The 25,574-nt window shown below is 73.1% G+C and carries 16 protein-coding genes; 13 read left to right on the top strand and 3 right to left on the bottom strand.

The genetic code is table 11. From position 1 onward, the window contains the following. The first annotated feature begins 177 nt into the window (after positions 1-177). From ACH4TP_RS03665 to ACH4TP_RS03645, 5 genes are all read left to right on the top strand, one after another. Positions 178-2,565 carry a serine/threonine-protein kinase gene (locus ACH4TP_RS03665; protein WP_398435517.1) on the top strand — a complete coding sequence of 796 codons (2,388 nt, stop codon included), beginning with the start codon at positions 178-180 and terminating at the stop codon, positions 2,563-2,565. Between the two features lie 108 nt (positions 2,566-2,673). Further along, positions 2,674-5,736: a protein kinase gene (locus ACH4TP_RS03660; protein WP_398435515.1), complete on the top strand. Its 3,063-nt coding sequence runs from the start codon at positions 2,674-2,676 to the stop codon at positions 5,734-5,736. A 166-nt stretch (positions 5,737-5,902) separates the two neighbouring features. Next, entirely contained in the window at positions 5,903-7,600 is a 1,698-nt protein-coding gene (locus ACH4TP_RS03655) for a serine/threonine-protein kinase (protein ID WP_398435513.1), read from the top strand. Positions 7,601-7,800: 200 nt separating this feature from the next. Beyond that, positions 7,801-9,474: a succinic semialdehyde dehydrogenase gene (locus ACH4TP_RS03650; protein WP_398184262.1), complete on the top strand. Its 1,674-nt coding sequence runs from the start codon at positions 7,801-7,803 to the stop codon at positions 9,472-9,474. A 39-nt stretch (positions 9,475-9,513) separates the two neighbouring features. Then, positions 9,514-11,340, top strand: coding sequence for a GMC oxidoreductase (locus ACH4TP_RS03645; RefSeq protein ID WP_398435512.1), 1,827 nt, complete (start codon positions 9,514-9,516; stop codon positions 11,338-11,340). A 763-nt stretch (positions 11,341-12,103) separates the two neighbouring features. On the opposite strand, the gene ACH4TP_RS03640 is transcribed toward ACH4TP_RS03645, so the two are convergent. Continuing rightward, a complete protein-coding gene (locus ACH4TP_RS03640; protein ID WP_389220734.1) occupies positions 12,104-12,394 on the bottom strand; it encodes a chorismate mutase in 291 nt (96 codons plus the stop codon). A gap of 373 nt (positions 12,395-12,767) precedes the next feature. On the opposite strand from ACH4TP_RS03640, the gene guaA reads away from it, so the two are divergent. The 4 genes from guaA (at position 12,768) to ACH4TP_RS03620 (ending at position 17,485) form a co-directional block, all read left to right on the top strand. Beyond that, positions 12,768-14,360 carry a glutamine-hydrolyzing GMP synthase gene (guaA, locus tag ACH4TP_RS03635; RefSeq protein ID WP_041130833.1) on the top strand — a complete coding sequence of 531 codons (1,593 nt, stop codon included), beginning with the start codon at positions 12,768-12,770 and terminating at the stop codon, positions 14,358-14,360. Between the two features lie 111 nt (positions 14,361-14,471). Next, positions 14,472-15,260: a class II aldolase/adducin family protein gene (locus ACH4TP_RS03630; protein ID WP_389220731.1), complete on the top strand. Its 789-nt coding sequence runs from the start codon at positions 14,472-14,474 to the stop codon at positions 15,258-15,260. Between the two features lie 194 nt (positions 15,261-15,454). After that, on the top strand, positions 15,455-16,687 hold the full coding sequence (locus ACH4TP_RS03625) for a hypothetical protein (protein ID WP_398435510.1): 1,233 nt from the start codon (positions 15,455-15,457) through the stop codon (positions 16,685-16,687). 219 nt (positions 16,688-16,906) lie between these two features. Then, complete coding sequence (locus ACH4TP_RS03620; protein WP_398435778.1) at positions 16,907-17,485, top strand: DoxX family protein; 579 nt, start codon at positions 16,907-16,909, stop codon at positions 17,483-17,485. Between the two features lie 156 nt (positions 17,486-17,641). On the opposite strand, the gene ACH4TP_RS03615 is transcribed toward ACH4TP_RS03620, so the two are convergent. Then, positions 17,642-18,982: a PspC domain-containing protein gene (locus ACH4TP_RS03615; RefSeq protein WP_398435508.1), complete on the bottom strand. Its 1,341-nt coding sequence runs from the start codon at positions 18,980-18,982 to the stop codon at positions 17,642-17,644. A 156-nt stretch (positions 18,983-19,138) separates the two neighbouring features. Here ACH4TP_RS03615 and ACH4TP_RS03610 point away from each other — a divergent pair, with 156 nt between their 5' ends. Next, positions 19,139-20,401, top strand: coding sequence for a PspC domain-containing protein (locus ACH4TP_RS03610; RefSeq protein WP_389220722.1), 1,263 nt, complete (start codon positions 19,139-19,141; stop codon positions 20,399-20,401). Continuing rightward, positions 20,398-21,114 carry a LuxR C-terminal-related transcriptional regulator gene (locus ACH4TP_RS03605; protein ID WP_389220719.1) on the top strand — a complete coding sequence of 239 codons (717 nt, stop codon included), beginning with the start codon at positions 20,398-20,400 and terminating at the stop codon, positions 21,112-21,114. The genes ACH4TP_RS03610 and ACH4TP_RS03605 overlap by 4 nt, the downstream gene beginning before the upstream one ends. 72 nt (positions 21,115-21,186) lie before the next feature. Here ACH4TP_RS03605 and ACH4TP_RS03600 read toward each other — a convergent pair whose 3' ends face one another. Beyond that, entirely contained in the window at positions 21,187-22,302 is a 1,116-nt protein-coding gene (locus tag ACH4TP_RS03600; RefSeq protein WP_389220717.1) for an NlpC/P60 family protein, read from the bottom strand. A 342-nt stretch (positions 22,303-22,644) separates the two neighbouring features. On the opposite strand from ACH4TP_RS03600, the gene ACH4TP_RS03595 reads away from it, so the two are divergent. Further along, positions 22,645-22,998, top strand: coding sequence for a hypothetical protein (locus ACH4TP_RS03595; RefSeq protein WP_389220714.1), 354 nt, complete (start codon positions 22,645-22,647; stop codon positions 22,996-22,998). Between the two features lie 68 nt (positions 22,999-23,066). Further along, positions 23,067-25,523 (top strand): DNA helicase PcrA, encoded by a 2,457-nt coding sequence (gene pcrA, locus ACH4TP_RS03590; RefSeq protein WP_389220711.1) that lies wholly within the window; start codon positions 23,067-23,069, stop codon positions 25,521-25,523. Positions 25,524-25,574 lie beyond the last annotated feature (51 nt).

Here is a 25,574-nt window from a genome sequence, read left to right as displayed (position 1 = left end):
GGGGGCCGTGTCCGGCGGGAACCTCGGGGGCGCCCGGAGGCGTCGTATCCCGGAGTGCGGACCCGGGGGCGGCACCCGTCCCGAGGTGAGGGACAATGGCCTCTCTTCCAGGGCGGGTTACCGCATCACGCGGGAAGCGGCAGACGCGGCGAAGATCAGGGATCGCAGAGGGGACGCATGTCGGAGGCGGAGCAGTCGCGGGACAAGGCGAGGGACCCCAGGCGGGACGCCGCCGCGGGGGCCGCGACCGACGGCGACCGAGGAGCGGTTCCGGCCGCGCGTGAGGCAGCGCGAGACACCAAGGACGCGCAGGTCGACCAGGGTGCGCAGGGCCCGGAGGACGGGCGCGAGCCGGGGCGGGACGTCGAGGACGCGAAGCCCGCGGAGGCCGTGACGTCCGCGGCTGACGCCGCGGGCCCGATGGACTCTGCGGACCCGGTGGACCCGGTCGACTCGGAGGTCGCTTCGGGTGTGAAGGGCTCTCAGGACGCGGCGGCCGGACGGGCGGCGGGTCCGGGCGGGGCCGGGACCGAGGGCGGCGGAGCCGTCGTGGCCGGGCGGCTGCGCGGGACCGAGCCGTCGACCGGGCGGGCCGGTTTCGGCGCCGGGGACGGCGACGGCGAGAGCGACCGCCGGACGGGCACCGGAACCGCGCGAGGCGCCGACCGGTTCCGCAAGGAGCCGGCCGGGGAAGGACGCCTGCTCGCGGGCCGCTACCGGCTCGGCGTGGTCCTCGGGCGCGGCGGCATGGGCACCGTGTGGCGCGCCGTCGACGAGACCCTCGGCCGCACCGTCGCCGTCAAGGAGCTCCGCTTCCCCAGCAGCATCGACGAGGAAGAGAAGCGACGCCTCATCACCCGGACCCTGCGCGAGGCGAAGGCCATCGCCCGGATCCGCAACAACGGCGCCGTGACCGTCTACGACGTCGTCGACGAGGACGACCGCCCGTGGATCGTCATGGAGCTCATCGAGGGCAAGTCCCTCGCTGACGCCGTGCGCGAGGACGGCACGCTCACGCCCCGGCGCGCCGCCGAGGTCGGCCTCGCCATCCTCGACGTGCTGCGCTCGGCGCACCGCGAGGGCATCCTGCACCGCGACGTGAAGCCGTCCAACGTGCTGATCGCCGACGACGGCCGGGTCGTCCTCACCGACTTCGGCATCGCCCAGGTGGAGGGCGACCCCTCGATCACCTCCACCGGCATGCTCGTCGGCGCCCCCTCGTACATCTCCCCGGAGCGCGCCCGCGGCCACAAGCCCGGCCCGGCCGCCGACATGTGGTCGCTCGGCGGCCTCATCTACGCGGCGGTCGAGGGCAGCCCGCCGTACGACAAGGGCTCCGCCATCGCCACCCTCACGGCCGTGATGACCGAGCCGGTCGACCCGCCGAAGAACGCCGGCCCCGAGCTGGAGAAGGTCATCTACGGCCTCCTCGCCAAGGACCCGGCGCAGCGGCTCGACGACGCCGGCGCCCGGGTGCTGCTGCGGGCCGTGCTCGACGCGCCCGAGCCGGCGCCCGCCGTCTCGTCCGAGGCCACCACCGTCATACCGCTGCCGCCGCGCCCCGAGCGGACCCCCGTCACCCCCGCGGGCGACAAGGGGGCCGACGCGGCCGCCGAGCGGATGCGGGGCGCGCTGAACTCCGTACGGAACGCGGCGGCCTCGGCGGCGTCCTCCGCGAAGGCCGGGCCGACGCCGGCGCCGAGGCTGGCCACCGAGCCGCTGCGGGGCGGCGGCAAGCCGGCCCCGGCCCGCGCGCCGCTGACCGACGTCGTGCCGCGCCGCACCCTGGTGATCATCGCCGCGGTCGCCGTCCTCGCCGTGCTCGGGACGATCCTCGCGGTCTCCCTCGGCGGCGGGGGCGACGAGGGCAACCAGGGCAAGGGCGACGGGGGCACCACGGCCACGGCCGGCGCCTCGGCCGGAGGCGCGGACGGTTCCGGCGGGGCCCAGGGCCAGTCCTCGGGCGGCCCCGGCCAGCAGGGCGGCGTGCAGCCCGGCGACAGCGGCGGCACGGGGTCGGCGGGCGCCAACGGCACGACCGGGTCCACGGACGGGCAGAACGGCACCACGCCCTCCACCAAGCCCATCGGCGACGCCGGCAAGCAGCTGCCCGCCGGCTACACCGTCGTCACCAACGGCCCGCTGCACTTCTCGATGGCGATGCCCGCGTCCTTCAAGCAGCGCTCGATCCCGGGATACTCGCTCGGCGCGATCTTCAACGAGAGCGGCGGCTTCCCGCGCGTCCAGGTCGACTACAACGGCAGCCCGAAGGACGACGCGGCGAACGCCTGGGAGCTGGCCAGGTACGGCGTGGCCGCCAGCAGCCAGGACTACAAGCACATCGGCATACGGTCGGTCTCGTACAAGGGCTACCCGACCGTCGCCGACTGGGAGTTCGAGCGCACCCAGAAGGGCATCCGCGTCCACGTGCTCAACCGCGGCTTCAAGGTGGACGCCACCCACGGCTACTCCATCATGGTCAGCTGCGCGGCGGACGAGTGGAACGGCGCGGAGTGCAAGACGCTGCGGGAGACGGCGTTCGCCACGTTCAGCCCCAAGGACTGACCGGCGCCACGTATCGTGAGGACCGCGGACCGAACGCAGCCGAAAAGAACCGTCAACTGCACGGTGCCGGACCGGAACTGACGTAATCGCGTGCGCGGGGGAGGCGTCGTGGACGACTACGCGGGAAGGGTGCTCGCCGACCGCTACCGCCTGCCGCTGCCACCGGCGGACGCCGACGCGTACGAACCGGTGGAGACGCGCGCGTTCGACACGTACAGCGGGCAGGAGGTCCTGATCCGCCAGGTGCCGCTGCCGGAGTTCGTCGACGCCGAGGTGCTCGACGGGCGGGGCGGCCCCGCCGGCCCCTACGGCGGTGCGGGCCCGGCCACCCGCCGCCCGGCCGAGCCCGTCGTGCGCCGGGCGATCGAGGCGGCCCAGGCCGCCGCGCAGATCCCCGACCACCCCTTACTCGACCAGGTCTTCGACGTCTTCGCGGAGGCCGGTTCGCTGTGGATAGTGAGCGAGCGCGTGGCGGCCAGACCGCTGGCCGCGCTCCTCGCCGAGCGGCCCCTCAACCCGTACCGCGCGGCCGAGATAGGCGCCGACGTCCTCACCGCCCTGCGCGCGCTCCACGCCCACGGCTGGGTCCACCGGAACATCACCTCCCGGACCGTGCTCGTCTGCGACGACGGCCGCGTCGTCCTCACCGGCCTCGCGGCGGGCGCCGCCGAGGAGGCCCTCTGCGGCTACGCACCGATCCCGGAACCGTCCGACGAGTTCGCGCCGACGGCCGGGGAGGCGGAGGCGTACGAACCCGGGGTGTACGAGGCGGAGGCGTACGAGGGCGAGGCGTACGGATCCGGGGTGTACGCGGGCGAGGCGTACGGCGGGTCGGAGGCGCACGAGGCTGAGACGTACGAACCCGAGGTGTACGGGGCGGGGACGTACGAGACGGCGACGTACGAACCCGGGGCGTACGAACCCGGGGCGTACGAACCCGGGGCGTACGAGACCGGGGCGTACGAGGCCGAGACGCACGAGTACGGGGTCGGGGCTCATGAGGGCGGCGAGGTGTACGTGCCCGAGCCGTACGTGCCCGAGCCGTACGCTCCTGAGCCGGCGTCCGCATGGCACGCGCCGACCGAGGAGCCGGCCGAGGACGAGCCGCCCGTGGCGGAGTCCGGTGTCCTCGGCCCCTACGGCAGCGGCCCCTACGGCGGCGCCGACCCCTCTGCGCGGCCCGCGGAGACGCAGCCGCCGGCCGTGCCGCCCACCGCCGACGTGCGGGCCGCGCGGGCCGGGGCCATCGCCGCGTACCGGGCCGGTGCGCGGGCCGCCGCCCGGCTCGGCGAGACGGGGCAGCTCCCCGTCCAGCGCCCCGCGCCGCCGGAGACGCCCGGACCGCCCCCGCCCCCGCCGACGACGCCGGCGTCCGGCGCGCCCGAACCGCAGTGGTGGGCGCAGGTGGCGGACGACGAGGACGACGAGAACGACGGCGACGAGCCGTACGGCGGCGGCCCGCAGGCAGGCCCGCCGCGCGTGATGCTGGCCGGCAGCTGGAGCGACGGCCCGCACGCCTCGCGGGACGGCTCCGGGCCGATTCCGGCCGGTGGCGGTTCCGTACTGCCGGGTTCGGGCCGCCCGGCGCTGCCCGCCGGTTACACGGCGGCGACCCCCGAACCCGCGCGGCTCCCCGCGCCCTCCGGCCCCCGCGAGGAGGCGCCGGTCCCGATCCCGGCCGAGGCGTACCGCGGTCCGACCACGCGGCTGGCCGCCGAGCGGGCCCGCCAGACCCGGATCGCGGTCGTCGGCGCCGTGACCGAGCGCTGGGCGCCCGAGCAGGCCGGTCCCGTGCACGAGAACTGGCGCCTCGCCCCGCCCATCGGCCCCGCGACCGACCTGTGGGCGCTCGGCGCGCTCCTCTACCGGGCCGTCCAGGGCCATGCCCCGTACCCCGAGGACAACGCGGCCGAGCTCGTCCAGCTGGTCTGCGCCGAGCCGCCCGCCTTCGCCGAGGAGTGCGGGCCCCTGCGCCCGGTCGTGGAGTCGCTGCTGCGTCAGGACCCGACCGAGCGGCCCGACTTCGAGGAGCTGCGCGGCTGGCTGCGCTCCCTCGTCCGCTCGGCGCCGGAGCCCGAGGCCGGGCTCGGAGCCGTACCGCCGCCGCCCTTCGACGAGGCGCGGCTGCCGATCGTGCGCCGGCGCGGCGAGCTGGTGCGCCGGTGGCGCGGGCGCGCGGGCCGCCACCGCCACAAGCACGCCGAGGACGCGCGTCCGGAGGCCCTGCACGAGGACCCGCGGGGCTTCGAGCACGGACCCGAGCAGGACGTCGGCCTCGGCCACGACGACCAGTACGGCCACGCGCGCGTACAGCCCGATTACCGCGAGGAGTTCCGCGAGGAGTTCCGGGAGGCGCCGCGGGAAGAGGCCCGGGCCGGCTTCCAGGAGGCGTTCCACGAGGACTTCGACGAGGAGATCCCGCAGCGCGCCCCCCGCGCCCCCCGCTCCTCCGCCCGTACGTCGTCCTCCCTGGGCCGTACGCTCCTGGTCCTCGTCCTCCTGCTGCTCGCGGGAGCCGTCGCGTACGCCGTCCTGTTCATGCCCGGCGACGGCGAGCAGCCCCGTACGCCGACCGCGACCGGTCCGTCCACGAGCGGGAAGCCGACCACGCGGCCGCCCGCAGAACAGACCGCCCGACCGACCTCGAAGCCGACCTCGAAGCCGTCCGGGAAGCCGGCCACCACCCCGCCCCCGGCGGACCCTTCGGCCCCTGCGCTCGCCGCCGGGTACGTCCTGCGGCAGGACCCGGAGGGCTTCCGGATCGGGGTCCCGGAGGGATGGCGGCGCAGCCCGATCAACGACGCGGGCCAAGTGCGCTACACCGGCGGCGGCTTCACCGTGATCGTCGTCCCCGGCCGGGACGGCGTCCAGGAGAACGGCTCCGACCCGCTGGAGTACCAGAACACCAAGGAGCGCGAGTTGGAGCCGTACCGGTCGTCCAGCTGGTCGGTGGCGGAGAGGACGCGCCGGGTGGACATCGGCCGGACGCCGACGGCCGAGGGGTCCTACACCTGGCTGGACAGCACGGGCCGCGAGGTGTTCGTGCGCAATCTCGCGCTGATCGACGGCGGCCGGTACCACGTCGTCCAGGTCATCGGCCCGGAGAGCGAGCGGGACAAGGTGTCGGAGATCTACGAGCAGGCCACGAAGGCGTTCCGCCCGGGACGGTGAGATCCGGGACGGCGATATCCGGGACGGTGAGGGCGGTGGGATCCAGGATGCTGATACGAAGGTCCCACCGGCCCCCGGTCACAGTGCTGTTCCTATGACCGCCCCGAGGTTCCGCCCTCCGTACCCCCCTCCGTAACCTGGCATCAGAAGGAACGGGCGGGGGCAAGTGGAACATTCACAGAGCACAGGGCCGGGACTGCTGCTCGCCGGTCGCTACCGGCTGGGCGAGTCCATCGGACGCGGCGGCATGGGGAAGGTCTGGCGCGCGCACGACGAGGTGCTGCACCGCGTGGTGGCGGTGAAGGAGCTGACGGCGGGCCGGTTCGTGGCGGAGGCCGACCGTCTCGTGCTGCACGCCCGTACGCAGAAGGAGGCGCGGGCCGCCGCGCGGATCACGCACCCGGGCGTGGTGACCGTCCACGACGTCCTGGAGCACGACAACCGGCCGTGGATCGTGATGCAGTACGTCGACGGGCCCTCGCTCGCCGACGCCGCCAAGGAGGCCGGCACGATCGAGCCCCGCGAGGCGGCCAGGATCGGGCTGCACGTCGTCGGCGCGCTGCGCGCCGCGCACGCGGCCGGGGTGCTGCACCGCGACGTCAAGCCGGGCAACGTGCTGCTCGCGCGCGACGGGCGCGTCCTCATCACCGACTTCGGGATCGCGGCGATCGAGGGGGACTCGACGATCACCCGGACGGGCGAGATCGTCGGCTCCATCGACTATCTGGCGCCCGAGCGGGTACAGGGCGGCGACCCGGGGCCCGCCTCCGACCTCTGGTCCCTCGGCGCGACGCTGTACACGGCGGTGGAGGGCACCTCGCCGTTCCGCCGCACCTCCCCGATCAGCACCATGCAGGCCGTGGTGACCGAGGAGCCGCCGCACCCGGAGAAGGCGGGGCCGCTGGCCTCCGTCATCGTGGCCCTGCTGCGCAAGGACCCGGCGCAGCGGCCGCGCGCGGACGAGGCCGAGCGGATGCTGCTCGACGCGATGGAGGGGCGCACGCCGGCGGCGGCCCAGGCGTACGTGCCGACCCAGCGCGTGGCCAGGGAGGAGCTGGACGCGGCGGCCGACGAGGCCCGCGCGGCGGACGGTACGGGTACGGAGGTCCTGGCGGGCGGGCCGCCGAAGGCCACCGCGCAGTGGCCCCAGCCGGCTCAGCAGCCCCAGCCGTCCCCCGTACCCCCTCAGGCTGCCCCGTCGCACCCCACCCTCGCCCCCGCCTCCCCGCCCCCGTCCCCCCGTGGCCGCTGGCGTTCCGCCGTGCTCGCCGCGCTGCTCGCCGGGGTCGTCGCGGGCGGCGCCGTCTTCGCCGCCATGAACTACGCGGGCGGCGACCGCGACCCCCGTGGCGACGGCGGACGGACCACGGCGCCGACCGCCCCCGCCACCGAGAAGGACGCCGGGGACGGCATTCCGGCCGGCTGGCACCGGGTCCAGGACCCGAAGGGCTTCAGCCTCCTCGTACCGGACGGCTGGAAGCGGCAGACCGAGGGCGACCAGGTCGACTACACCCCGGACAACGGCCGCCACCGCATCCGGATCAGCATCGACAAGAGCCCCGACTTCGAGAACCCGTACATGCACGCCATCGACCTGGAACGCCAGCTGGGCAAGCGCATGGACTACAACCGGGTCAAGCTCGACCAGACCACCTACCGCGACCAGGTCCGCTCCTGCCTGTGGGAGTTCACCTGGACCGAGAAGAAGACCTTCCCCGGGCCGCGGCATGCGATCGACCAGATGTACTACGAGGACGACGGCACCGAGTACGCCCTCTACATGTCCTCGCCGGAGTCCAGCTGGGAGACCACCCGGGAGCAGTTCGACATCGTCCTCCAGCACTGGCGGGCGCCGGAGGCCTGAGGGGCTCGGGCGCAGCAGGTCCGAGGACCTCGGGCGCCGGAGGTACGAGGGCCGGAGAAAACTCCGCGCCTGGCCTCCGGCTACCGTAAGCCCCTGATCAGGGCTTATGTGCCAGTGATCGCTGGCGCGATGTGTGTAGAGGGTGAAAACGCGTTACCGACGGGTACCCAAAGACCGGAACGCGGCCTACGCTCGGCGTCATGACGGACTCGCAGGCCCCCGCCGCCCCCACGGTTCCCGCCGACGCCGACACCGCCGCCGAGACGGCCCGACCGGCCGCCCCCGCCGGCGCGACCAACCCGGTCGCGCCCGCGCCGGCCGGTGCGCGGACCGCCGCCGACGTCGTGACGCCCGAGCTGGTGGCCCGGCTCACGCGGGGCGTCGTCGGCTCCGGCCGTACCGCCAACCACACCCCCTTCACCGGGGAGAAGCTGGCGGACCTGCCCGAGTCCACCCCCGAGGACGTCGCCGAGGCCTTCACGCGCGCGCGTGCCGCCCAGTCCGCCTGGGCCGCCACCCCGGTCAAGGTCCGCGCCGCCGTCCTCCTGCGCTTCCACGACCTCGTCCTCCAGCGGCAGGCCGAGGTCCTCGACCTCATCCAGCTGGAGACCGGCAAGGCCCGCCTGCACGCCCACGAGGAGGTCCAGGCGGTGGCCGTCGCCGCCCGCCACTACGGCCGCAAGGCCGCCTCCTACCTGCGCGCCAAGCGCCACACCGGCGTCGTGCCGACCCTCACCAAGGTCACCGAGCTGCGCCAGCCGCGCGGCGTCATCGGCCAGATCGCGCCCTGGAACTACCCGCTGGAGCTCTCCGTCGGCGACGCGCTCCCCGCCTTCGTCTCGGGCAACGCCGTCGTCATGAAGCCCGACACGGAGACCGCGCTCACCGCGCTCTGGGCCCGTGACCTGCTCATCGAGGCCGGACTGCCCGCCGGGGTCTTCCAGGTCGTCCTCGGCGAGGGCCCGGTCGTCGGCCCCGAGGTCGTCAAGCACGGCGACTACATCTCCTTCACCGGCTCCACCAACACCGGCCGCCAGGTCGCCCGGGGCGCCGCCGACCGGCTCGTCGGCGTCACCCTCGAACTCGGCGGCAAGAACGCGATGCTCGTCCTCCGGGACGCCGACGTCGAGAAGGCCGCCGCCGGAGCCGTCCGCGCCTGCTTCTCCTCCGCCGGCCAGCTCTGCATCTCCATCGAGCGGCTGTACGTCCACGAGTCGATCGCCGACGCCTTCCTGGAGCGCTTCACCGCCCGCACCAAGGCCATGCGGCTCGGCAAGTCCCTCGCGTACGGGGCGGACATGGGCTCCCTCGTCGGCGAACGGCAGCTGGAGGCCGTCACCCGGCACGTCGAGGAGGCCGTCGCCAAGGGCGCCACGCTCCTCGCCGGCGGCGTCGCCCGCCCCGACATCGGCCCCCTCTTCTACGAGCCGACCATCCTCGACGGCGTCGAGGCCCCGATGGCCGTCTGCGCCGAGGAGACCTTCGGCCCGGTCGTCTCCGTCTACCGCTTCACGGACGAGGACGAGGTCGTCGAGCTCGCCAACGCCACCCCGTACGGCCTCAACTCCTCCGTCTGGACGAAGGACTCGCGCCGCGGCCACGCCGTCGCGGCCCGGCTGCGCACCGGCACCGTCAACATCAACGAGGGGTACGCGCCCGCGTACGGCAGCGTGCAGTCCCCGATGGGCGGCATGAAGGACTCCGGTCTCGGCCGCCGCCACGGCTCCGAGGGCATCCTCAAGTACACCGAGGCCCAGACCGTCGCCCAGCAGCGGCTGATCCCGCTCGCGCCCTCCTTCGGGATGGACGACGAGAAGTACGCCGCGTTCATGAGCGTGTCCCTGAAGGCGATGAAGGCCCTGCGCCTGCGCTGACGCTCCGCCCCACCCGCCCCTTTTCGCACGAGGAGAGCCATGACCGCGGTACCCCCTACCCAAAATCAGGAGCAGGCGGACGACGCCGCGTACGACTACGACGTCCTCGTCGTCGGTTCGGGCTTCGGCGGCTCGGTCACCGCCCTCCGCCTCACCGAGAAGGGGTACCGGGTCGGCGTCCTGGAGGCCGGGCGCCGCTTCACCCGCGCGACCCTGCCGAAGAACTCCTGGGACGTGAAGAACTTCCTGTGGGCGCCCGCCCTCGGCCTGTACGGCCTCCAGCGCATCCACCTGCTCGGCAACGTCATGGTCCTCGCGGGCGCCGGCGTGGGCGGCGGCTCCCTCAACTACGCCAACACCCTCTACGTACCGCCCAAGCCCTTCTTCGACGACCCGCAGTGGAAGGACATCACGGACTGGCAGGACGAGCTGGCGCCGTACTACGACCAGGCGAAGCGGATGCTGGGCGTCCGCCTCAACCCGACGATGACCCCCTCCGACGTGCACCTGAAGTCCGCCGCGCAGGCCATGGGCATCGGCGACACCTTCCACATGGCCCCCGTCGGCGTCTTCTTCGGGGACGGACTCGACGCCGTCGACGGGGACGGGGTCGGCACGGCGAAGGCGAAGCCCGGCGGCGAGGTCGCCGACCCGTACTTCGGCGGCGCGGGCCCGGCCCGGCGCGCCTGCACCGAGTGCGGCGAGTGCATGACCGGCTGCCGCCACGGCGCCAAGAACACCCTCAACGAGAACTACCTCTACCTCGCCGAGAAGGCGGGCGCCACCGTCCACCCCATGACCACCGTCGTCACCGTCACCGAGGACTCGCGGGGCGGCTTCGCGGTGAAGACCCTGCCCACCGACAACCGCAGGAAGGGCAAGGGCCGGACCTTCACGGCCCGCCGCGTGGTGATCGCGGCCGGCACGTACGGCACGCAGACCCTGCTGCACCGGATGAAGGACAGCGGACTGCTGCCCCGGATCTCGAACCGGCTCGGCGAACTCACCCGCACCAACTCCGAGGGCCTCGTCGGCGCCCAGACCACCGACCGCCGCTACCGCAAGCGGCACGGCAAGGAGAAGGCCGACTTCACCAGGGGCGTCGCCATCACCTCGTCCGTCCACCCGGACGAGAACACCCACATCGAGCCGGTCCGCTACGGCAAGGGCTCCAACTCGATGGGCAGCCTCACCGTCCTCCAGGTCCCCTACGGGGTCCACCGGGTGCGCAACTGGTTCCTCGGCCTGCTCAAGCACCCCGCCCTCGCCGTCCGCTCGCTCTCCAACTGGCACTGGTCCGAGCGCACCATCATCGGCCTGGTCATGCAGTCCCTCGACAACTCCCTGACGACCTACCGCAAGCCCGGCGGCCTCGGAAAGGGCCTGCTCACCGCCCGCCAGGGACACGGCGCGCCCAACCCGGTCCAGATCCCGGAGGCCACCCGGGCCGCCACCCTCCTCGCCGAGGAGATCAACGGCTTCGCGGGCTCCAACGTCGGCGAGCTCATGGGCACCCCGCTCACCGCGCACTTCCTGGGCGGCTGCCCGATCGGCACCGACGGCGAGACCGGTGTCATCGACCCGTACCACCGGCTCTTCGGCCACCCCGGGATCTCCGTCGTCGACGGCGCGGCCGTCTCCGCCAACCTCGGCGTCAACCCGTCCCTGACGATCACGGCCCAGGCGGAGCGCGCCATGTCCTTCTGGCCGAACAAGGGCGAGGAGGACCCGCGCCCGCGGCAGGGTGAGGCCTACGTACGGCTCTCGGCGATCGAGCCGAAGTCCCCCGCCGTCCCGTCCGAGGCCTTCGGCGCCCTGCGGCTGCCGTTCCTGGGGATCCCGGCGGTCCCGCCGAAGAAGGACTGATCCACCGGCCCGATTCCCGCCGGCTCAGCAGAAAGGGCGCTGCACCCCCCTCCGAGTGCAGCGCCCTTCCGGCTTTGGTGTTGCTGCATAGATGACCTCCGGTCCGCGCGATTGGTTGTAGCGGTTGCGCAGGATCTTCGTGTGACGCGCGTCACGTCCTGTGGAGGGTGTGAGAGCGCAGGGAAAAGGGCCCCGCGCTCGCGATTCCGGTCGCGGCGCGGGGCCCTCGGGGTCGGCACCGGTGTCAGGGCAGCGGCGGTGCCGAGCGGGGCGGCGCCGGGGGGTTGCGCCGCGGGGGAGGGGAGGGGATCAGGAGGACGGGAGGAAAGGGGATCGGGAGGATCGGGAGGTCGGCCGGTTGCGGCCGGCCCCGGGCGTCCCCGGGACCGACCGCCCTTTCTGGGTGACCGGACCGCTGTCCCCTGCTGTCCGGTCACACGCGCTGGTGCGAGGTCCCACGACGCACCGGAGAGGTGCGCCACACGCCCCAGCGAAGCCACGCGTGGTTTCAATCGGGCCCGCCCCTGGCTGGCACGGACACCCGGACCAACGAAGCCCGCCCGGAGCCGGTCACGCGCCGTACGGGTGAGACCACTCCCGAACTCGGGTACGGGAACACACCCGGATGCGTCCGCTGGGCGGGGCCTTCGGACGGGGGCCTCGGGCGCGGCCCTGGCGTGACGCGCGGCCGTCAGGCGTGGCCTTCGGGGGCGGCCTCCGCGCAGGGTCCTCGGGCGCGGCCCTGGCGCGTGGCGCGCCGTCGTCAGATGCGGCCCCGGCACAGCTCCAGCATCGTCATCGCGAGCGCGGTGCCCGGCTTGCCCAGCGCGTCCCGGTAGTGGCCGAGGACCTCCATCTCGCGGGTCAGGTTCACCCGGCGGCCGCCGGAGGAGATCCGGGCCTCCTGGATGACGGCCGAGACGGCCATCCGTTCCTGGATGAGACCGATGATCCGGTCGTCGAGGGCGTCGATGCGCTCACGGGCGCCGCCGATCAGCGTCGCCGCCTCGTCGGTGCGGGCGCCGGTCTGCTCGGTGATGGTCTTGGCGGTCATGTCGGGGGCTCCTTGTGGTGTCGGGTCCTGGAGCCCCGGGGCGACATCGCCCGGAGACAAGCAGAACGCCCCGGGCCTTGTCGGCCCGGGGCGCCTGGGAAGTCGCTTGTCAGTTGCTCAAGCAGCACGACCATGGCAGCCGGTGGGCCGGTTGCCATAGGTAAAGACGAAGGTCGAGTACTTGCGCATGGCGACAGTATGGACCCCTTCGCGCACCCCGGGACAACCCGGGTTCGGATGGTGAGACGAAAAGCGACAGCGCCGCGCCGGTAGAATCGACAAATAGCCCCCCTTTCGAGGGACCCCAAGGAACCCCTGAGGAGCCCCCGGGGAACCCCGAGGGAACCTCTCCTACCGCCGGAAGGCCGCCGTAGTGTCATCAGCGACTCCCGCTGCCGCGCCCGACGTCTCCAACCCGGACGTAGTCCTCGTTGTCGACTTCGGCGCCCAGTACGCCCAGCTCATCGCCCGTCGCGTCCGTGAGGCGCGGGTCTACAGCGAGATCGTCCCGTCCACCATGCCGGTGGCCGAGATGCTGGCCAAGAACCCCAAGGCGATCATCCTCTCCGGCGGCCCGTCCTCCGTGTACGCCGAGGGCGCCCCGCGCCTCGACCGCGAGATCTTCGAGGCGGGCGTCCCCGTCTTCGGCATGTGCTACGGCTTCCAGCTGATGGCGACGACCCTCGGTGGCACCGTCGACAACACGGGCGCCCGCGAGTACGGCCGGACCCCGCTGCACGTCTCCAAGGCCGGCTCCACCCTCTTCGAGGGCACCCCGGTCGAGCAGTCGGTGTGGATGTCGCACGGCGACGCCTGCTCCGCCGCCCCCGAGGGCTTCACCGTCACCGCCTCCACGGACGTCGTGCCGGTCGCCGCCTTCGAGAACGACGAGAAGAAGCTGTACGGCGTCCAGTACCACCCCGAGGTGCTGCACTCCACGCACGGCCAGCAGATCCTCGAGCACTTCCTCTACCGCGGCGCCGGCATCCAGCCGAGCTGGACCACGGGCAACGTGATCGAGGAGCAGGTCGCCGCGATCCGCGCCCAGGTCGGCGACAAGCGCGCCATCTGCGGTCTGTCCGGCGGCGTCGACTCCGCCGTGGCCGCGGCCCTCGTCCAGAAGGCCATCGGCGACCAGCTCACCTGCGTCTACGTCGACCACGGCCTGATGCGCAAGGGCGAGACCCAGCAGGTCGAGAAGGACTTCGTCGCCGCGACCGGCGCCCGCCTGGTCGTCGTCGACGCGGAGAAGCGCTTCCTCGACGCCCTCGCCGGCGTCTCCGACCCGGAGACCAAGCGCAAGATCATCGGCCGCGAGTTCATCCGCGTCTTCGAGCAGGCGCAGCTGGAGATCCTCCAGGAGGAGGGCCCCGAGGTCGCGTTCCTCGTCCAGGGCACGCTCTACCCGGACATCGTGGAGTCCGGCGGCGGCACCGGCACGGCCAACATCAAGTCCCACCACAACGTGGGCGGCCTCCCCGACGACATCGAGTTCGAGCTCGTCGAGCCGCTGCGCCAGCTGTTCAAGGACGAGGTCCGGATGGTCGGCCAGGAGCTCGGCCTGCCCGAGGAGATCGTCCAGCGCCAGCCGTTCCCCGGCCCCGGCCTCGGCATCCGCATCGTCGGCGAGGTCACCAAGGAGCGCCTGGACCTGCTGCGCGAGGCCGACGCCATCGCCCGCGAGGAGCTCACCGCGGCCGGCCTCGACCGCGAGATCTGGCAGTGCCCGGTCGTCCTGCTCGCCGACGTCCGCTCCGTGGGCGTCCAGGGCGACGGCCGCACCTACGGTCACCCGATCGTGCTGCGCCCCGTCTCCTCCGAGGACGCCATGACGGCGGACTGGTCGCGCCTGCCCTACGAGGTGCTCGCCAAGATCTCGACCCGCATCACCAACGAGGTCGCCGACGTCAACCGTGTCGTCCTCGACGTCACGAGCAAGCCGCCGGGCACCATCGAGTGGGAGTAATCGCTCCCGCATGCCGTTGAAGCCGTCGTCCCGGACCTCCGGGGCGGCGGCTTCGTCGTGTTCACGTCGGGACTCTGGTGACTTGACCGGCCGGGCGTTACCTTCCGGCGCATGAGCGTGATACCGGACCCCGTCCCCGTCGAACGGCTCCACTTCGCCATGCCGCCCGTCCACGCGACGGCCGAGGAGGAACGCGCCCACCGCAAGCAGCGGCTCGCGGGCGCGCTCCGGATCTTCGGGCGGCTCGGGTACGAGGAGGGCGTCTCGGGCCACATCACCGCCCGCGACCCGGAGCTTCCCGACTGCTTCTGGGTGAACCCCTTCGGGGCGCCGTTCGAGGAGGTCACCGCGAGCGACCTCATCCTGGTCAACGGCGAGGGACAGGTCCTCCGGGGCGGCCACCACGTCAACCAGGCGGCCTTCACCGTCCACGCCCAGGTCCACCGGGCCCGGCCCGACGCCGTCGCCGTCGCCCACACCCACTCCGTCCACGGGCGGGCCCTCGCCGCGCTCGGCGAACTCCTCGACCCGATCACCCAGGAGGCCTGCGCCTTCTACCAGGACCACGCCCTGTACGACGCCTACACCGGCGTCACCGTGGACGCCGAGGAAGGCCGCCGGATCGCCATCGCCCTCGGCACCTTCAAGGCCATCGTGCTCCGCAACCACGGGCTGCTCACCGTCGGCACCTCCGTCGACGCGGCCGCCTGGTGGTTCATCGCCCTGGAACGCTCCGCCCAGGTGCAACTGGCCGCGCGCGCCGCCGGCAAGCCCGTGCTCATCGACCACCGCGACGCGGTCGCCACCCGGGAACAGCTCGGCAGCGACCTCGTCGCCTGGATCAACTACCAGCCCCTGTGGCGCAGGATCAGCCGAACGGACCCCGAACTCCTGTCGTAACACCATCGCTTCACCCTTCTGTACGTCAATGAGATGGCTCGGCAATCACTCTCCGGCGGGGCGCACGCGGCAGGCGCGGGAGCCGCCGGTACGGCACAATTCCGTGCAATCAACGGCTTGTTGGCCCTTCGGGGCGCTCCGGTCCGCATCGACGCGGGCCGTGAAGTGAGCTCGTGAGCTCGGGAGTGGGCACCGTGGCGGTTCAAGAGGCGAGACAGTACGGCGAGCACGCGACGGCCTGCGCCGGCTGCGCCCACTGCGGGCAGGCCGGGCACCGGCGGGCCGTCGCCGCCTTCCTCGCCCGGCGCGACGAACTCGCCGCCGGGCACGGCGTCCCCGCGGCCGTCGCCCACTCGCCGGTCGCCGCCCGCCAGTGGGTCTCCGACGAGCTCGCCCAGTCCGCCCGCGCGGTGACCGCGCGCGGCCGGGAGGCCGGGCTCGCCTGGCTCGACCGGGTACGGCGCGGAGGCCTCGGCGCGGTCTGGGGTGCCGTCCTCGCCCTCCTCCTCGGCCAGGCCCTCACCGCCGTCGACGGCGGCTGGACCGGCGCCCGCACGGCCGGCCTCTGCACCGCCCTGCTCCTCGCCGTCCTGCTCAGCGCCGCCGCCCACGCCCACCGGGCCCGCGGCGGTCTCCTCGCCCCGCTGATCGGCGAGGACAACCGGCTCTCCACCACCCGCGCCGTCGCCGCCGGCTGGCTGCTGTTCCTCGGATACACCCTCCTCTTCCTGGCCTTCCGGTCGCCGGGCGCGACCGCCTTCGCCCTGTCCCGCGGCGCGGGTCTCCTCACCGTCCTCGCCCTCGTCGCCTCCGTCACCGTCACCTCCCGTCTCGTCGTCGCCCTCGGGATCGCGGCCGGCCGCCTCCAGAAGGTGCGCGCCGACCGCCCGCGCGCCGCCGACCTGGTCTGCGACGACAGCGGCCGGGCCGCCCTCGTCGACGTCCAGTACCTCCTGGTCTCCGGCGCCGTCCTGGCCCTGGCCGCCGTCGGCCTGGCCCGCGACCCCGGTCGGCTCCCCGAGGTGCCCTGGTCCCTCGTGCTGCTCGTCGGCGTCTCGGCCGCCTGGCACCTCGCCGCCAAGTGCACCGAGGGCGTCCGCCCCGCGATCCACTCCGTGGTCCGCTCCCGGGAGGCCGGCGACCTCGACGCCCCGATCCGCACGGGAGACGACATCGAGATCCGCGGCCGCGGCTTCGTCCCGCCCGGCGCGGGTGCCCCCGACCCCATGACCCGTCTGGTCGTCCGCATCGGCCCCGTCCACGCCCACGTGCCGCTGGTCCCCGTCCCGGGCGGCTTCGCCAACCCCACCGACACGGCCCTCACCGTCCCTCTCCCCGTGGACGTCGAACCGGGCCGGGTGGAGGTCTCGGTCGTCACCGCGGCCGGCGTGGAGACCAACCGCGTCGTGATCGACGTCACGGACTGAACGTCCGCCCCCCTTCCCACACCCCCGTACCGGGTGCGAGGAGAATCGTCCCCGCGAACAGTCGTACGGGGCGTGGAGAGGTGACCGACGATGACGGGACAGACGGACCGACCGCACGACACGGACGGGCCCGGCAGCCCCAGCGGCCTGCCCGGCTGGGGTGGGACCGGCGGCCCCAGCGGCCTGTCCGGCTCCGGTGGGACCGGTGACTCGGGCGGCCTGTCCGGCTTCGGAGGCCCGGGCGGCACCGGTGACCTGCGCGGTACCGGTGACCTGCGCGACACCGGCGGGACCAGCGGCTCCGGGCGTTCCGTCGGGCGGCAGGCGGCCTTCGATCGGTGGAGGGCTGCCGCCTCCCGCTACGCACTCCTTCCGCTGAGGCTCTTCCTCGGGGTCACCTTCGTCTACGCCGGACTCGACAAGCTCACCGACTCCGTCTTCCTCGCCGACACGGGCACCGGCTCGATCGGCGAGATGATGCGCGGTGTCCGCGACAGCTCCGCGATCCCCGCCCTCGTCGACCTCGCCCTCCACAACCCGACGGGCTTCGGCTACGCCATCGCCTTCGGTGAGCTCGCCGTCGGGCTCGGGACCCTCTTCGGCCTCTTCGCCCGGTCGGCGGCGCTCGGCGGCGTGCTGATCTCTCTGAGTCTCTGGCTGACCGTGAGCTGGCAGGCGCAGCCGTACTACCTCGGCAACGACCTGCCCTATCTGATGTCCTGGCTCCCGCTGCTGCTGGCCGGGGCCCCGGTGCTCTCGCTGGACCGGCTCCTCGCCGAACGGCGCCGTATTCGATAGGCGACCCAGGTCGCGAGGGCGGCGGTGCCCAGACCAGCGGAGAGCACGGGGATCGCCGCGTACCACGGGGCCGTCCAGGCCCCGGCGGCGTCGCCCGCGTAGGCGCCGGCCAGGACGAGGGCGGTCAGGCCGACGAGCAGTCGGCCGGGGCGGAACTCATGAAGCAGCACGGATGACCTCCACCTGTCCGAGTCCGACCTCCAGTGAGAGGTCCAGGGTGCCCGCCGGGGTGGTCCCGGCAGGCGGGGCGAGCGTCTGGGTCACGTCACGGTCCGGCGCGATGTCGATGTCGCCGGCGGGCGCGCCCGGCAGTTGCAGATCGCCCAGGCCCACCTGGGCGTGCAGCTTCACCACCGCGCTCTTCGGGACGATCACCTTGAGCTGCCCGGCGCCGACCCCGGCGCGCGTGGTCACCGTCGTGCCGGCCGGGAGCGGAAGCCCGGACAGGTCGAGGGTGCCGACGCCGGTGCCCAGCTCGTAGTCCGGCTGCACGGCGGCGACCGAAGCGGGCCGCCATGTCTCGCGGATCCATTCCGTACTGATCCGGTCGGGCAGTGCCGAGGACAGTGCGAGCAGGCCCGCCGTGACCACGGCCAGGAAGACCGTGCCGAACCCGGTCCGTCCGAGGAAACTGCTGACGACGAGGCCCACGCCGAACACCGCGAGTGCGGCGGCCAGCCCGATCTGCAGGCTGCTGCCCAGCGGGTGGGTGTCCCACGTCAGGCCCGTGCCGAGACCGCCCGCGAGCAGGGCGAGCAGGAACACGAGCCCGCCTATGGAGTACGGGCTCCGGCGGACGGAGGGCGTCGGCCGCCCGGGCGCCTCCGGTCCGGGACCCCACTGGCTGCCCGGCTTCGGCACCTCGCCGTTGACCTTGCCGTCCTCGTCGAGGATTCCGTGCGGCCCCCACATGTAGCCGATGGCCAGCTTGCCCGTGGAGCCGTCCTTGACGATCGGGTCCCTCCACCAGGAGGGGGACTCGAAGATCGGCGGGGCCTTGGTCTCGGGCGGTGCCTCGGCGACCGCGAGGGCCGCCGGGGTGTCCGGTCTTCCCTCGGTCTCGCCGCCGACCCGCCGCCGCTGCGACCACACGGCCGCCCCGCCCACCGCGAGCGTCAGCGTCAGCGTGAATCCGAGCAGCTGCCCGCTGTGCATCGTCGACAGGAAGATCCCGCAGCCGATCAGCGCCATCAGCAGGGCCGCCAGGGAGGCCCCGGACACCCGGCCCGTCAGCAGTCTGCGGCCCTCGCTCTCCTCCTCGCCCGCGAGCGGGATCAGCAGCCACGCGAAGCCGTAGAACAGCAGCCCCAGGCCGCCCGTCACCGCCAGCACGCCGATCACCACCCGGAATATCACCGGGTCGAGGTCGAAGTGCCGCCCGAGACCTCCGCAGACGCCACCCACGACGTTGCTTCCGCGCGAGCGCCGGAGCGGCGGGGCGGTATCGGCCTCCGCCGGCGGCGGGGCCTCGTGCTGCGAAGGCATCGAACTCGTCATGTCTCCATGGTGACGGCCCGTGACGCCCCGCGGCACCGGGGCCGACCCTGGCCCGACCCTGATATTCGCGGGGCCACCGTCCCCGAGTCCGTACCAGGGACGATCTCAGGGCCGCCCCTGATGTCCGGGGCGGGCCGGACGTGTGACGATCGGTGCATGTCCGCAACCGCTCGTGTCACCGAGACCGACGAACCACCCGTGCGCAGGCTCTACCGGAGCGCCGACGGGCGGTGGCTCGGCGGTGTGGCGCGCGGCCTCGCGGGGCATCTGGGTCTGCCGGTCGTCTGGGTGCGGGCGCTCTTCGTGGTGCTGTCGTTCTCGAACGGCCTGGGCATCGTGCTCTACGCGGTCTTCTGGATCGTCGTCCCGCTCGGTGTCGGTGGCAGGTCCGCCCCGCGCTCCCTCTTCGAGGAGACCCCGGACGGGCGGCGCAGACTGCGCAAGCCCGACAGCGGCCAGGTCGTCGCCCTGATCGCGCTCGGCATCGGCATCGCGGCCCTCGTCGGGAACATCAGCGTCGACAACGAGACCGGGCGCTACATATGGCCCCTCCTCCTGATCGCCGTCGGTGTCGTCCTCGTCTGGAGACAGGTGGACAACGCCCGCCGGGCCAGCTGGACCGACGCCGGCCGCCACAGACGGGCGCTCCAGATCGTCCGCGGTCTCGTCGGTGTCGGGCTCGTCGGCACCGGCCTCGCGGTCTTCGTGGTGGTCCGCGGCTCCGTCGCCCAGCTGGGCACGGCGCTCACCGCCGCCGTCGCGGTCCTCACCGGCATAGCCCTGCTCGCGGGTCCGTGGCTGGTCCGGATGTCGCAGGACCTCACCGAGGAGCGGACCATGCGCATCCGCGCGCAGGAGCGCGCGGAGGTCGCGGCCCACGTCCACGACTCCGTGCTGCACACCCTCACGCTGATCCAGCGCAACGCCGACGACGCCGGCGAGGTGCGCCGCCTGGCCCGCGCGCAGGAGCGCGAGCTGCGGAACTGGCTCTACAAGCCCGAGGGCACCGGCCGGGACGAGGAGCCCGAGACGCTCGCGGAGGCGGTGAAGAGGGCCGCGGCCGAGGTGGAGGACAAGCACGGTGTCCCGCTGGAGGTGGTCGTCGTCGGCGACTGCCCCCTCGACGAGAAGCTGACCGCGCAGATGCAGGCCGCGCGCGAGGCGATGGTCAACGCCGCCAAGTACGGTGGCGAGGGCGGGGCCGTGCAGGTGTACGCCGAGGTGGAGGGCCGCATGGTGTTCGTCTCGGTGCGGGACCGGGGGCCGGGCTTCGACCTGGACGCGGTGCCGGAGGACCGGATGGGCGTACGAGAATCGATCATCGGCCGTATGCAGCGGAACGGCGGTACGGCCCGGCTGCGGTCACCGCAGGGTGGGGGCACCGAAGTGGAGCTCGAGATGGAGAGGGCGGACGGATGAGCGACGAGACCGGAGCGGCGACCGGAGCCGATGCGGGGGCGCCGGGCACGGAGCGCCGGGTGCGGGTGGTGCTCGTCGACGACCACCGGATGTTCCGCACCGGGGTCCAGGCCGAGATCGGCCGGACCGAGGTCACCGGTGTCGAGGTGGTCGGCGAGGCCGCCGATGTCGACCAGGCGGTCACGGTCATCACCGCGACCCGCCCCGAGGTCGTCCTCCTCGACGTGCACCTGCCGGGCGGCGGCGGGGTCGAGGTGCTGCGGCGCTGCGCGAGCCTGATGGGCGCGTCCGAGGACCCGGTGCGTTTCCTGGCCCTGTCGGTCTCGGACGCGGCCGAGGACGTCATCGGGGTGATCCGGGGCGGAGCCCGCGGCTATGTGACCAAGACGATCACCGGCACGGACCTGGTCGACTCGATCTTCCGGGTCCAGGAGGGCGACGCCGTCTTCTCGCCGCGTCTCGCCGGTTTCGTCCTGGACGCCTTCGCCTCGACGGACGCGCCGCCGGTGGACGAGGACCTGGACCGGCTCACCCAGCGGGAGCGGGAGGTGCTGCGGCTGATCGCCCGGGGGTACGCGTACAAGGAGATCGCCAAGCAGCTCTACATCTCGGTGAAGACGGTCGAGTCGCACGTCTCGGCGGTGCTGCGGAAGCTCCAGCTCTCCAACCGCCACGAGCTGACGCGCTGGGCCACCGCCCGCCGCCTGGTCTGAGCGGAGCCGCGCGGAGCCGGGCCGAGTCGGGCCGAGCCGGGCCGGGCCGAGCCGGGCGGAGCCGAGTGGGGCTCAGTCGACTCGGGTTGCTCCGGCGAAGGGCATTTCGTCGATGGGGGCGATGCGTACCGGGGCGCCGGGGCGGGGGGCGTGGATCATCTGGCCGCCGCCGATGTAGAGCCCGACGTGGCTGATCCCGGAGTAGAAGAAGACGAGGTCGCCGGGGGCGAGCTGGGAGCGGGAGACGCGTCGGCCGGCGTTGATCTGGGTGTACGTGGTGCGGGGCAGGGAGACGCCGGCCGCGCGCCAGGCCGCCTGGGTGAGGCCGGAGCAGTCGTACGCGGAGGGGCCCGTCGCCCCCCAGACGTACGGCTTGCCGAGCTGGGCGCGGGCGAAGGCGATGGCTTCGGCGGCCCGGCCGGCCGGGACGGTGACCGGTTCGCGCTCGCCGCCCGAGGAGCGGTCGGCCCGGACGGGGGCGGAGCCTTCGGACGTGCCCGGGGCGTTCGGCGCGTCGGTCCGCGTCGAGGGGCCGGAGCCGTCCCGGGCCGCGGCGGCCGCCTCGTAGCGTGCGCGTTCCTCCGCGGTCAGCCGGGCGAGCAGCGTCCTGGCCTCCGCCAGCTTGGTGACGACGGCCGTCTTCTGCCTGCGCAGCTCGGCCTCGTGTCCGCGCAGTGCGGTGAGCGTCCCCGCCGACTCGCCGCGCAGCTGCCGGATCGCGGCGAGCTCGCGCCGTACGGCCGTGATGGCGGCGGCCTGCCGTTCCCCGGCCTTCTCGGCGAGCGCGGCCCGCTCCAGGTACTGGTCGGGGTTGGAGGTGAGGGCGAGCTGCACGGCGGGGTCGAGTCCTCCGGAGCGGTACTGGGCGGCGGCCATGGCCCCGAGGCCGTCACGGGCGGCGTTGAGCCGCTCGGTCCTGCGGGCGGCCTCGTCGCGCAGCCGGTCGAAGGCGGCGCGTGCCTCGTCGGCCTTCTCCTTCGCCCCGTTGTACCGCTCGGTCGCGACCTCGGCCTCCTCGTAGAGCCGGTCGACCTTCGCCTTGACCTGGGCGGTGGTGGGCCGGGGGTCCGCGTGTCCGGAGCCTTCGAAGAGCGTCGCCGTCGCCGCCGAGGCGAGGGCGAGGGTGGCGGCGGTGCGGACCGCGGAGGTGCCGAGGGGGGACTGTTTGGACTTCCGGTGAGCTGCCACGAGGGCGGGTCACATCCTCTTCCCTGGGGGACGGTGACCGCCGGGCCGGCGGCGGGCCGCACAGGGGAGACGGACCGCCGCCGGTTTTCTCGGCGGGGGTGACCGACGGCCGCCGGATCGCCGACGGGGGTGGGGAGCCGGTCACCTGGTGGAGGACGCTAAACCTGGGGTCACGGCCGGACGGGGAGTTGACCGCTATTGGCGACAGTTGACGTGTCGGGGATCGGAACCGTTCGCCCGGAGTGAGGGGTCGGGGACATTCCGTCGGCCGCCCGACCGAACCGCCGGAAGGAGTGGACCCGGCCGGAAAGCGGTGGTAGGGCCCCGGTTAGGCTCCGCCCCATGGACGTACTCATCAATGTCTTCGTCGCCCTGCACATCATCGGTATCGCCTCCCTCCTCGGCGGCTTCCTCACCCAGATGAAGGCGATGGGCGCCGGTACGGCCCGCTTCGTCCCCGCGATGCTGCACGGCGCGCTGACCATGCTGGTCACGGGCGTCGCGCTCGTCGGCCTCAACCAGGCCGACGACCACACCGTGAACAACCTCAAGGTCGGCATCAAGCTGGCGATCCTCGTCGTGATCCTGGGCCTCGTCTACGTCAAGCGGGACGAGGAGAAGGTCGACAAGGGCCTCTTCGGCGCCGTCGGCGGCCTGACCATGGCGAACATCTTCATCGCGACCCTCTGGGTGTGAGGGCTTCCACAGAGACCGTCCCGAAGGCGGGCCCGGATGTCGGTGGGGCGTCCTAGACTCGTGAGGCGATGAGCAGCCTCTTTGACGACAGCTTCCTGGCCGGCCTCCAGAACCACGCCGAGGAGCCCCCGCCCCCGCCCGAGGACCCCGCGGACGAGGAGTACGGCTCCCCGGCTGCGGAGGAGGTCCCGCACGACCTCTTCGGGGAGCACTTCGACGCGCCCCCGCCCGCCCGGGAGACGCACTACCGCGACGGCCACCCCCGGCCCGTCGTGGACCCCGCCGCGCTCCTGGAAGGGCTGAACGAACAGCAGCGCGCCGCCGTCGTCCACACCGGCACCCCGCTGCTCATCGTCGCCGGCGCCGGCTCCGGCAAGACCCGGGTGCTCACCCACCGCATCGCCCACCTCCTTGGCACGCGGCACGTCCACCCCGGCCAGATACTGGCGATCACCTTCACCAACAAGGCCGCCGGCGAGATGAAGGAGCGCGTCGAGCAGCTCGTCGGACCGCGCGCGAGCGCGATGTGGGTCATGACCTTCCACAGCGCGTGCGTCCGCATCCTGCGCCGCGAGTCGAAGCGCCTCGGCTTCACCTCCTCCTTCTCGATCTACGACGCCGCCGACTCCAAGCGGCTGATGTCCCTGGTCTGCCGCGACCTGGACCTCGACCCGAAGAAGTTCCCGCCGAAGGCGTTCAGCGCCAAGATCTCGAACCTCAAGAACGAGCTGATCGACGAGGAGACCTTCGCCGACCAGGCCGCCGACGGCTTCGAGAAGACGCTCGCCGAGGCGTACCGGATGTACCAGGCGCGGCTGCGCGAGGCCAACGCCCTGGACTTCGACGACATCATCATGACGACGGTCCACCTGCTCCAGGCGTTCCCGGACGTCGCCGAGCACTACCGCCGCCGCTTCCGGCACGTCCTCGTCGACGAGTACCAGGACACCAACCACGCGCAGTACACCCTCGTGCGGGAGCTCGTCGGCACCGGCTACGAGGACCTCGGCCCGGCCGAGCTGTGCGTCGTCGGCGACGCCGACCAGTCGATCTACGCCTTCCGCGGCGCCACCATCCGCAACATCCTCCAGTTCGAGGAGGACTACCCGGACGCGACGACGATCCTCCTGGAGCAGAACTACCGCTCCACCCAGACGATCCTGTCCGCCGCCAACGCCGTCATCGAGCGCAACGAGTCCCGCCGCCCCAAGAACCTGTGGACGAACGCGGGCGCGGGAGCGCAGATCACCGGCTACGTCGCCGACACCGAGCACGACGAGGCCCAGTTCGTCGCCGACGAGATCGACCGGCTCACCGACGCGGGCGACGCCAAGGCGGGGGACGTCGCCGTCTTCTACCGGACCAACGCCCAGTCCCGCGTCTTCGAAGAGGTGTTCATCCGCGTCGGACTGCCCTACAAGGTCGTCGGCGGCGTGCGCTTCTACGAGCGCAAGGAGGTCCGGGACGTCCTGGCGTACCTGCGCGTCCTCGCCAACCCCGAGGACAACGTCCCGCTGCGCCGCATCCTCAACGTCCCCAAGCGGGGCATCGGCGAGCGCGCCGAGGCGATGATCGACGCCCTCTCCCTGCGCGAGAGGATCACCTTCCCGCAGGCCCTCAAGCGGGTCGACGAGGCGTACGGCATGGCCGCGCGCTCGGCGAACGCGGTGAAGCGGTTCAACGCGCTCATGGACGAGCTGCGCACCGTCGTCGAGTCCGGCGCCGGTCCCGCCGTCGTCCTGGAAGCGGTCCTGGAGCGGACGGGCTATCTGGCCGAGCTCCAGGCCTCGACGGACCCGCAGGACGAGACCCGGATCGAGAACCTCCAGGAACTCGCCGCCGTCGCCCTGGAGTTCGAGCAGGAGCGCGGCGAGGAGCCCGCGACCCTCGCCGAGTTCCTGGAGAAGGTCGCGCTCGTCGCCGACTCCGACCAGATCCCGGACGAGGACGAGGAGGGCCGGGGCGTCATCACCCTGATGACCCTGCACACCGCCAAGGGCCTGGAGTTCCCGGTGGTGTTCCTCACCGGCATGGAGGACGGCGTCTTCCCGCACATGCGCGCCCTCGGGCAGACGAAGGAGCTGGAGGAGGAGCGGCGCCTCGCGTACGTCGGCATCACGCGCGCGCGTGAGCGGCTCTACCTCACCCGCTCGTCGATGCGCAGCGCCTGGGGCCAGCCCTCGTACAACCCGGCCTCGCGCTTCCTGGAGGAGATCCCGCCCGCGTACCTGGAGTGGAAGCGGACCGGTCCGATGGTCAAGCCCGCCGGGCCGACCTCGGGGATCACCTCCTCGCTGTCCTCCTCCCGCGCGCGCTCCGGCCCCTCCGGCTTCGCCACCCGGCGCGCCGGCGACAAGCCGGTGATCTCCCTCCAGGTCGGCGACCGGGTCACGCACGACCAGTTCGGCCTCGGTACGGTCGTGTCGGTGACCGGAGCGGGCTCGGACGCCCAGGCGACCATCGACTTCGGCGACGACAAGCCGAAGCGGCTGCTGCTGCGGTACGCGCCGGTCGAGAAGCTGTAAGCGAGACGGTTGGTACGCGAAGGGCCCCGGCAGTGGATGCCGGGGCCCTTC

Origin of the sequence: Streptomyces sp. NPDC021012, from assembly GCF_044333355.1 — a bacterium.
In the GTDB taxonomy this organism is placed as follows: domain Bacteria; phylum Actinomycetota; class Actinomycetes; order Streptomycetales; family Streptomycetaceae; genus Streptomyces.
This window is presented reverse-complemented; position numbering and strand designations above follow the sequence as displayed.

Bases quoted from the DNA above. Each gene is read 5' to 3' on its own strand.
- pcrA (WP_389220711.1), top strand. From the start codon at position 23,067: ATGAGCAGCCTCTTTGACGACAGCTTCCTGGCCGGCCTCCAGAACCAC.
- ACH4TP_RS03640 (WP_389220734.1), bottom strand. From the start codon at position 12,394: ATGACCGCCAAGACCATCACCGAGCAGACCGGCGCCCGCACCGACGAG.
- ACH4TP_RS03665 (WP_398435517.1), top strand. From the start codon at position 178: ATGTCGGAGGCGGAGCAGTCGCGGGACAAGGCGAGGGACCCCAGGCGG.
- ACH4TP_RS03610 (WP_389220722.1), top strand. From the start codon at position 19,139: ATGTCCGCAACCGCTCGTGTCACCGAGACCGACGAACCACCCGTGCGC.
- ACH4TP_RS03595 (WP_389220714.1), top strand. From the start codon at position 22,645: ATGGACGTACTCATCAATGTCTTCGTCGCCCTGCACATCATCGGTATC.
- ACH4TP_RS03645 (WP_398435512.1), top strand. From the start codon at position 9,514: ATGACCGCGGTACCCCCTACCCAAAATCAGGAGCAGGCGGACGACGCC.
- ACH4TP_RS03650 (WP_398184262.1), top strand. From the start codon at position 7,801: ATGACGGACTCGCAGGCCCCCGCCGCCCCCACGGTTCCCGCCGACGCC.
- ACH4TP_RS03630 (WP_389220731.1), top strand. From the start codon at position 14,472: ATGAGCGTGATACCGGACCCCGTCCCCGTCGAACGGCTCCACTTCGCC.
- ACH4TP_RS03605 (WP_389220719.1), top strand. From the start codon at position 20,398: ATGAGCGACGAGACCGGAGCGGCGACCGGAGCCGATGCGGGGGCGCCG.
- ACH4TP_RS03615 (WP_398435508.1), bottom strand. From the start codon at position 18,982: ATGACGAGTTCGATGCCTTCGCAGCACGAGGCCCCGCCGCCGGCGGAG.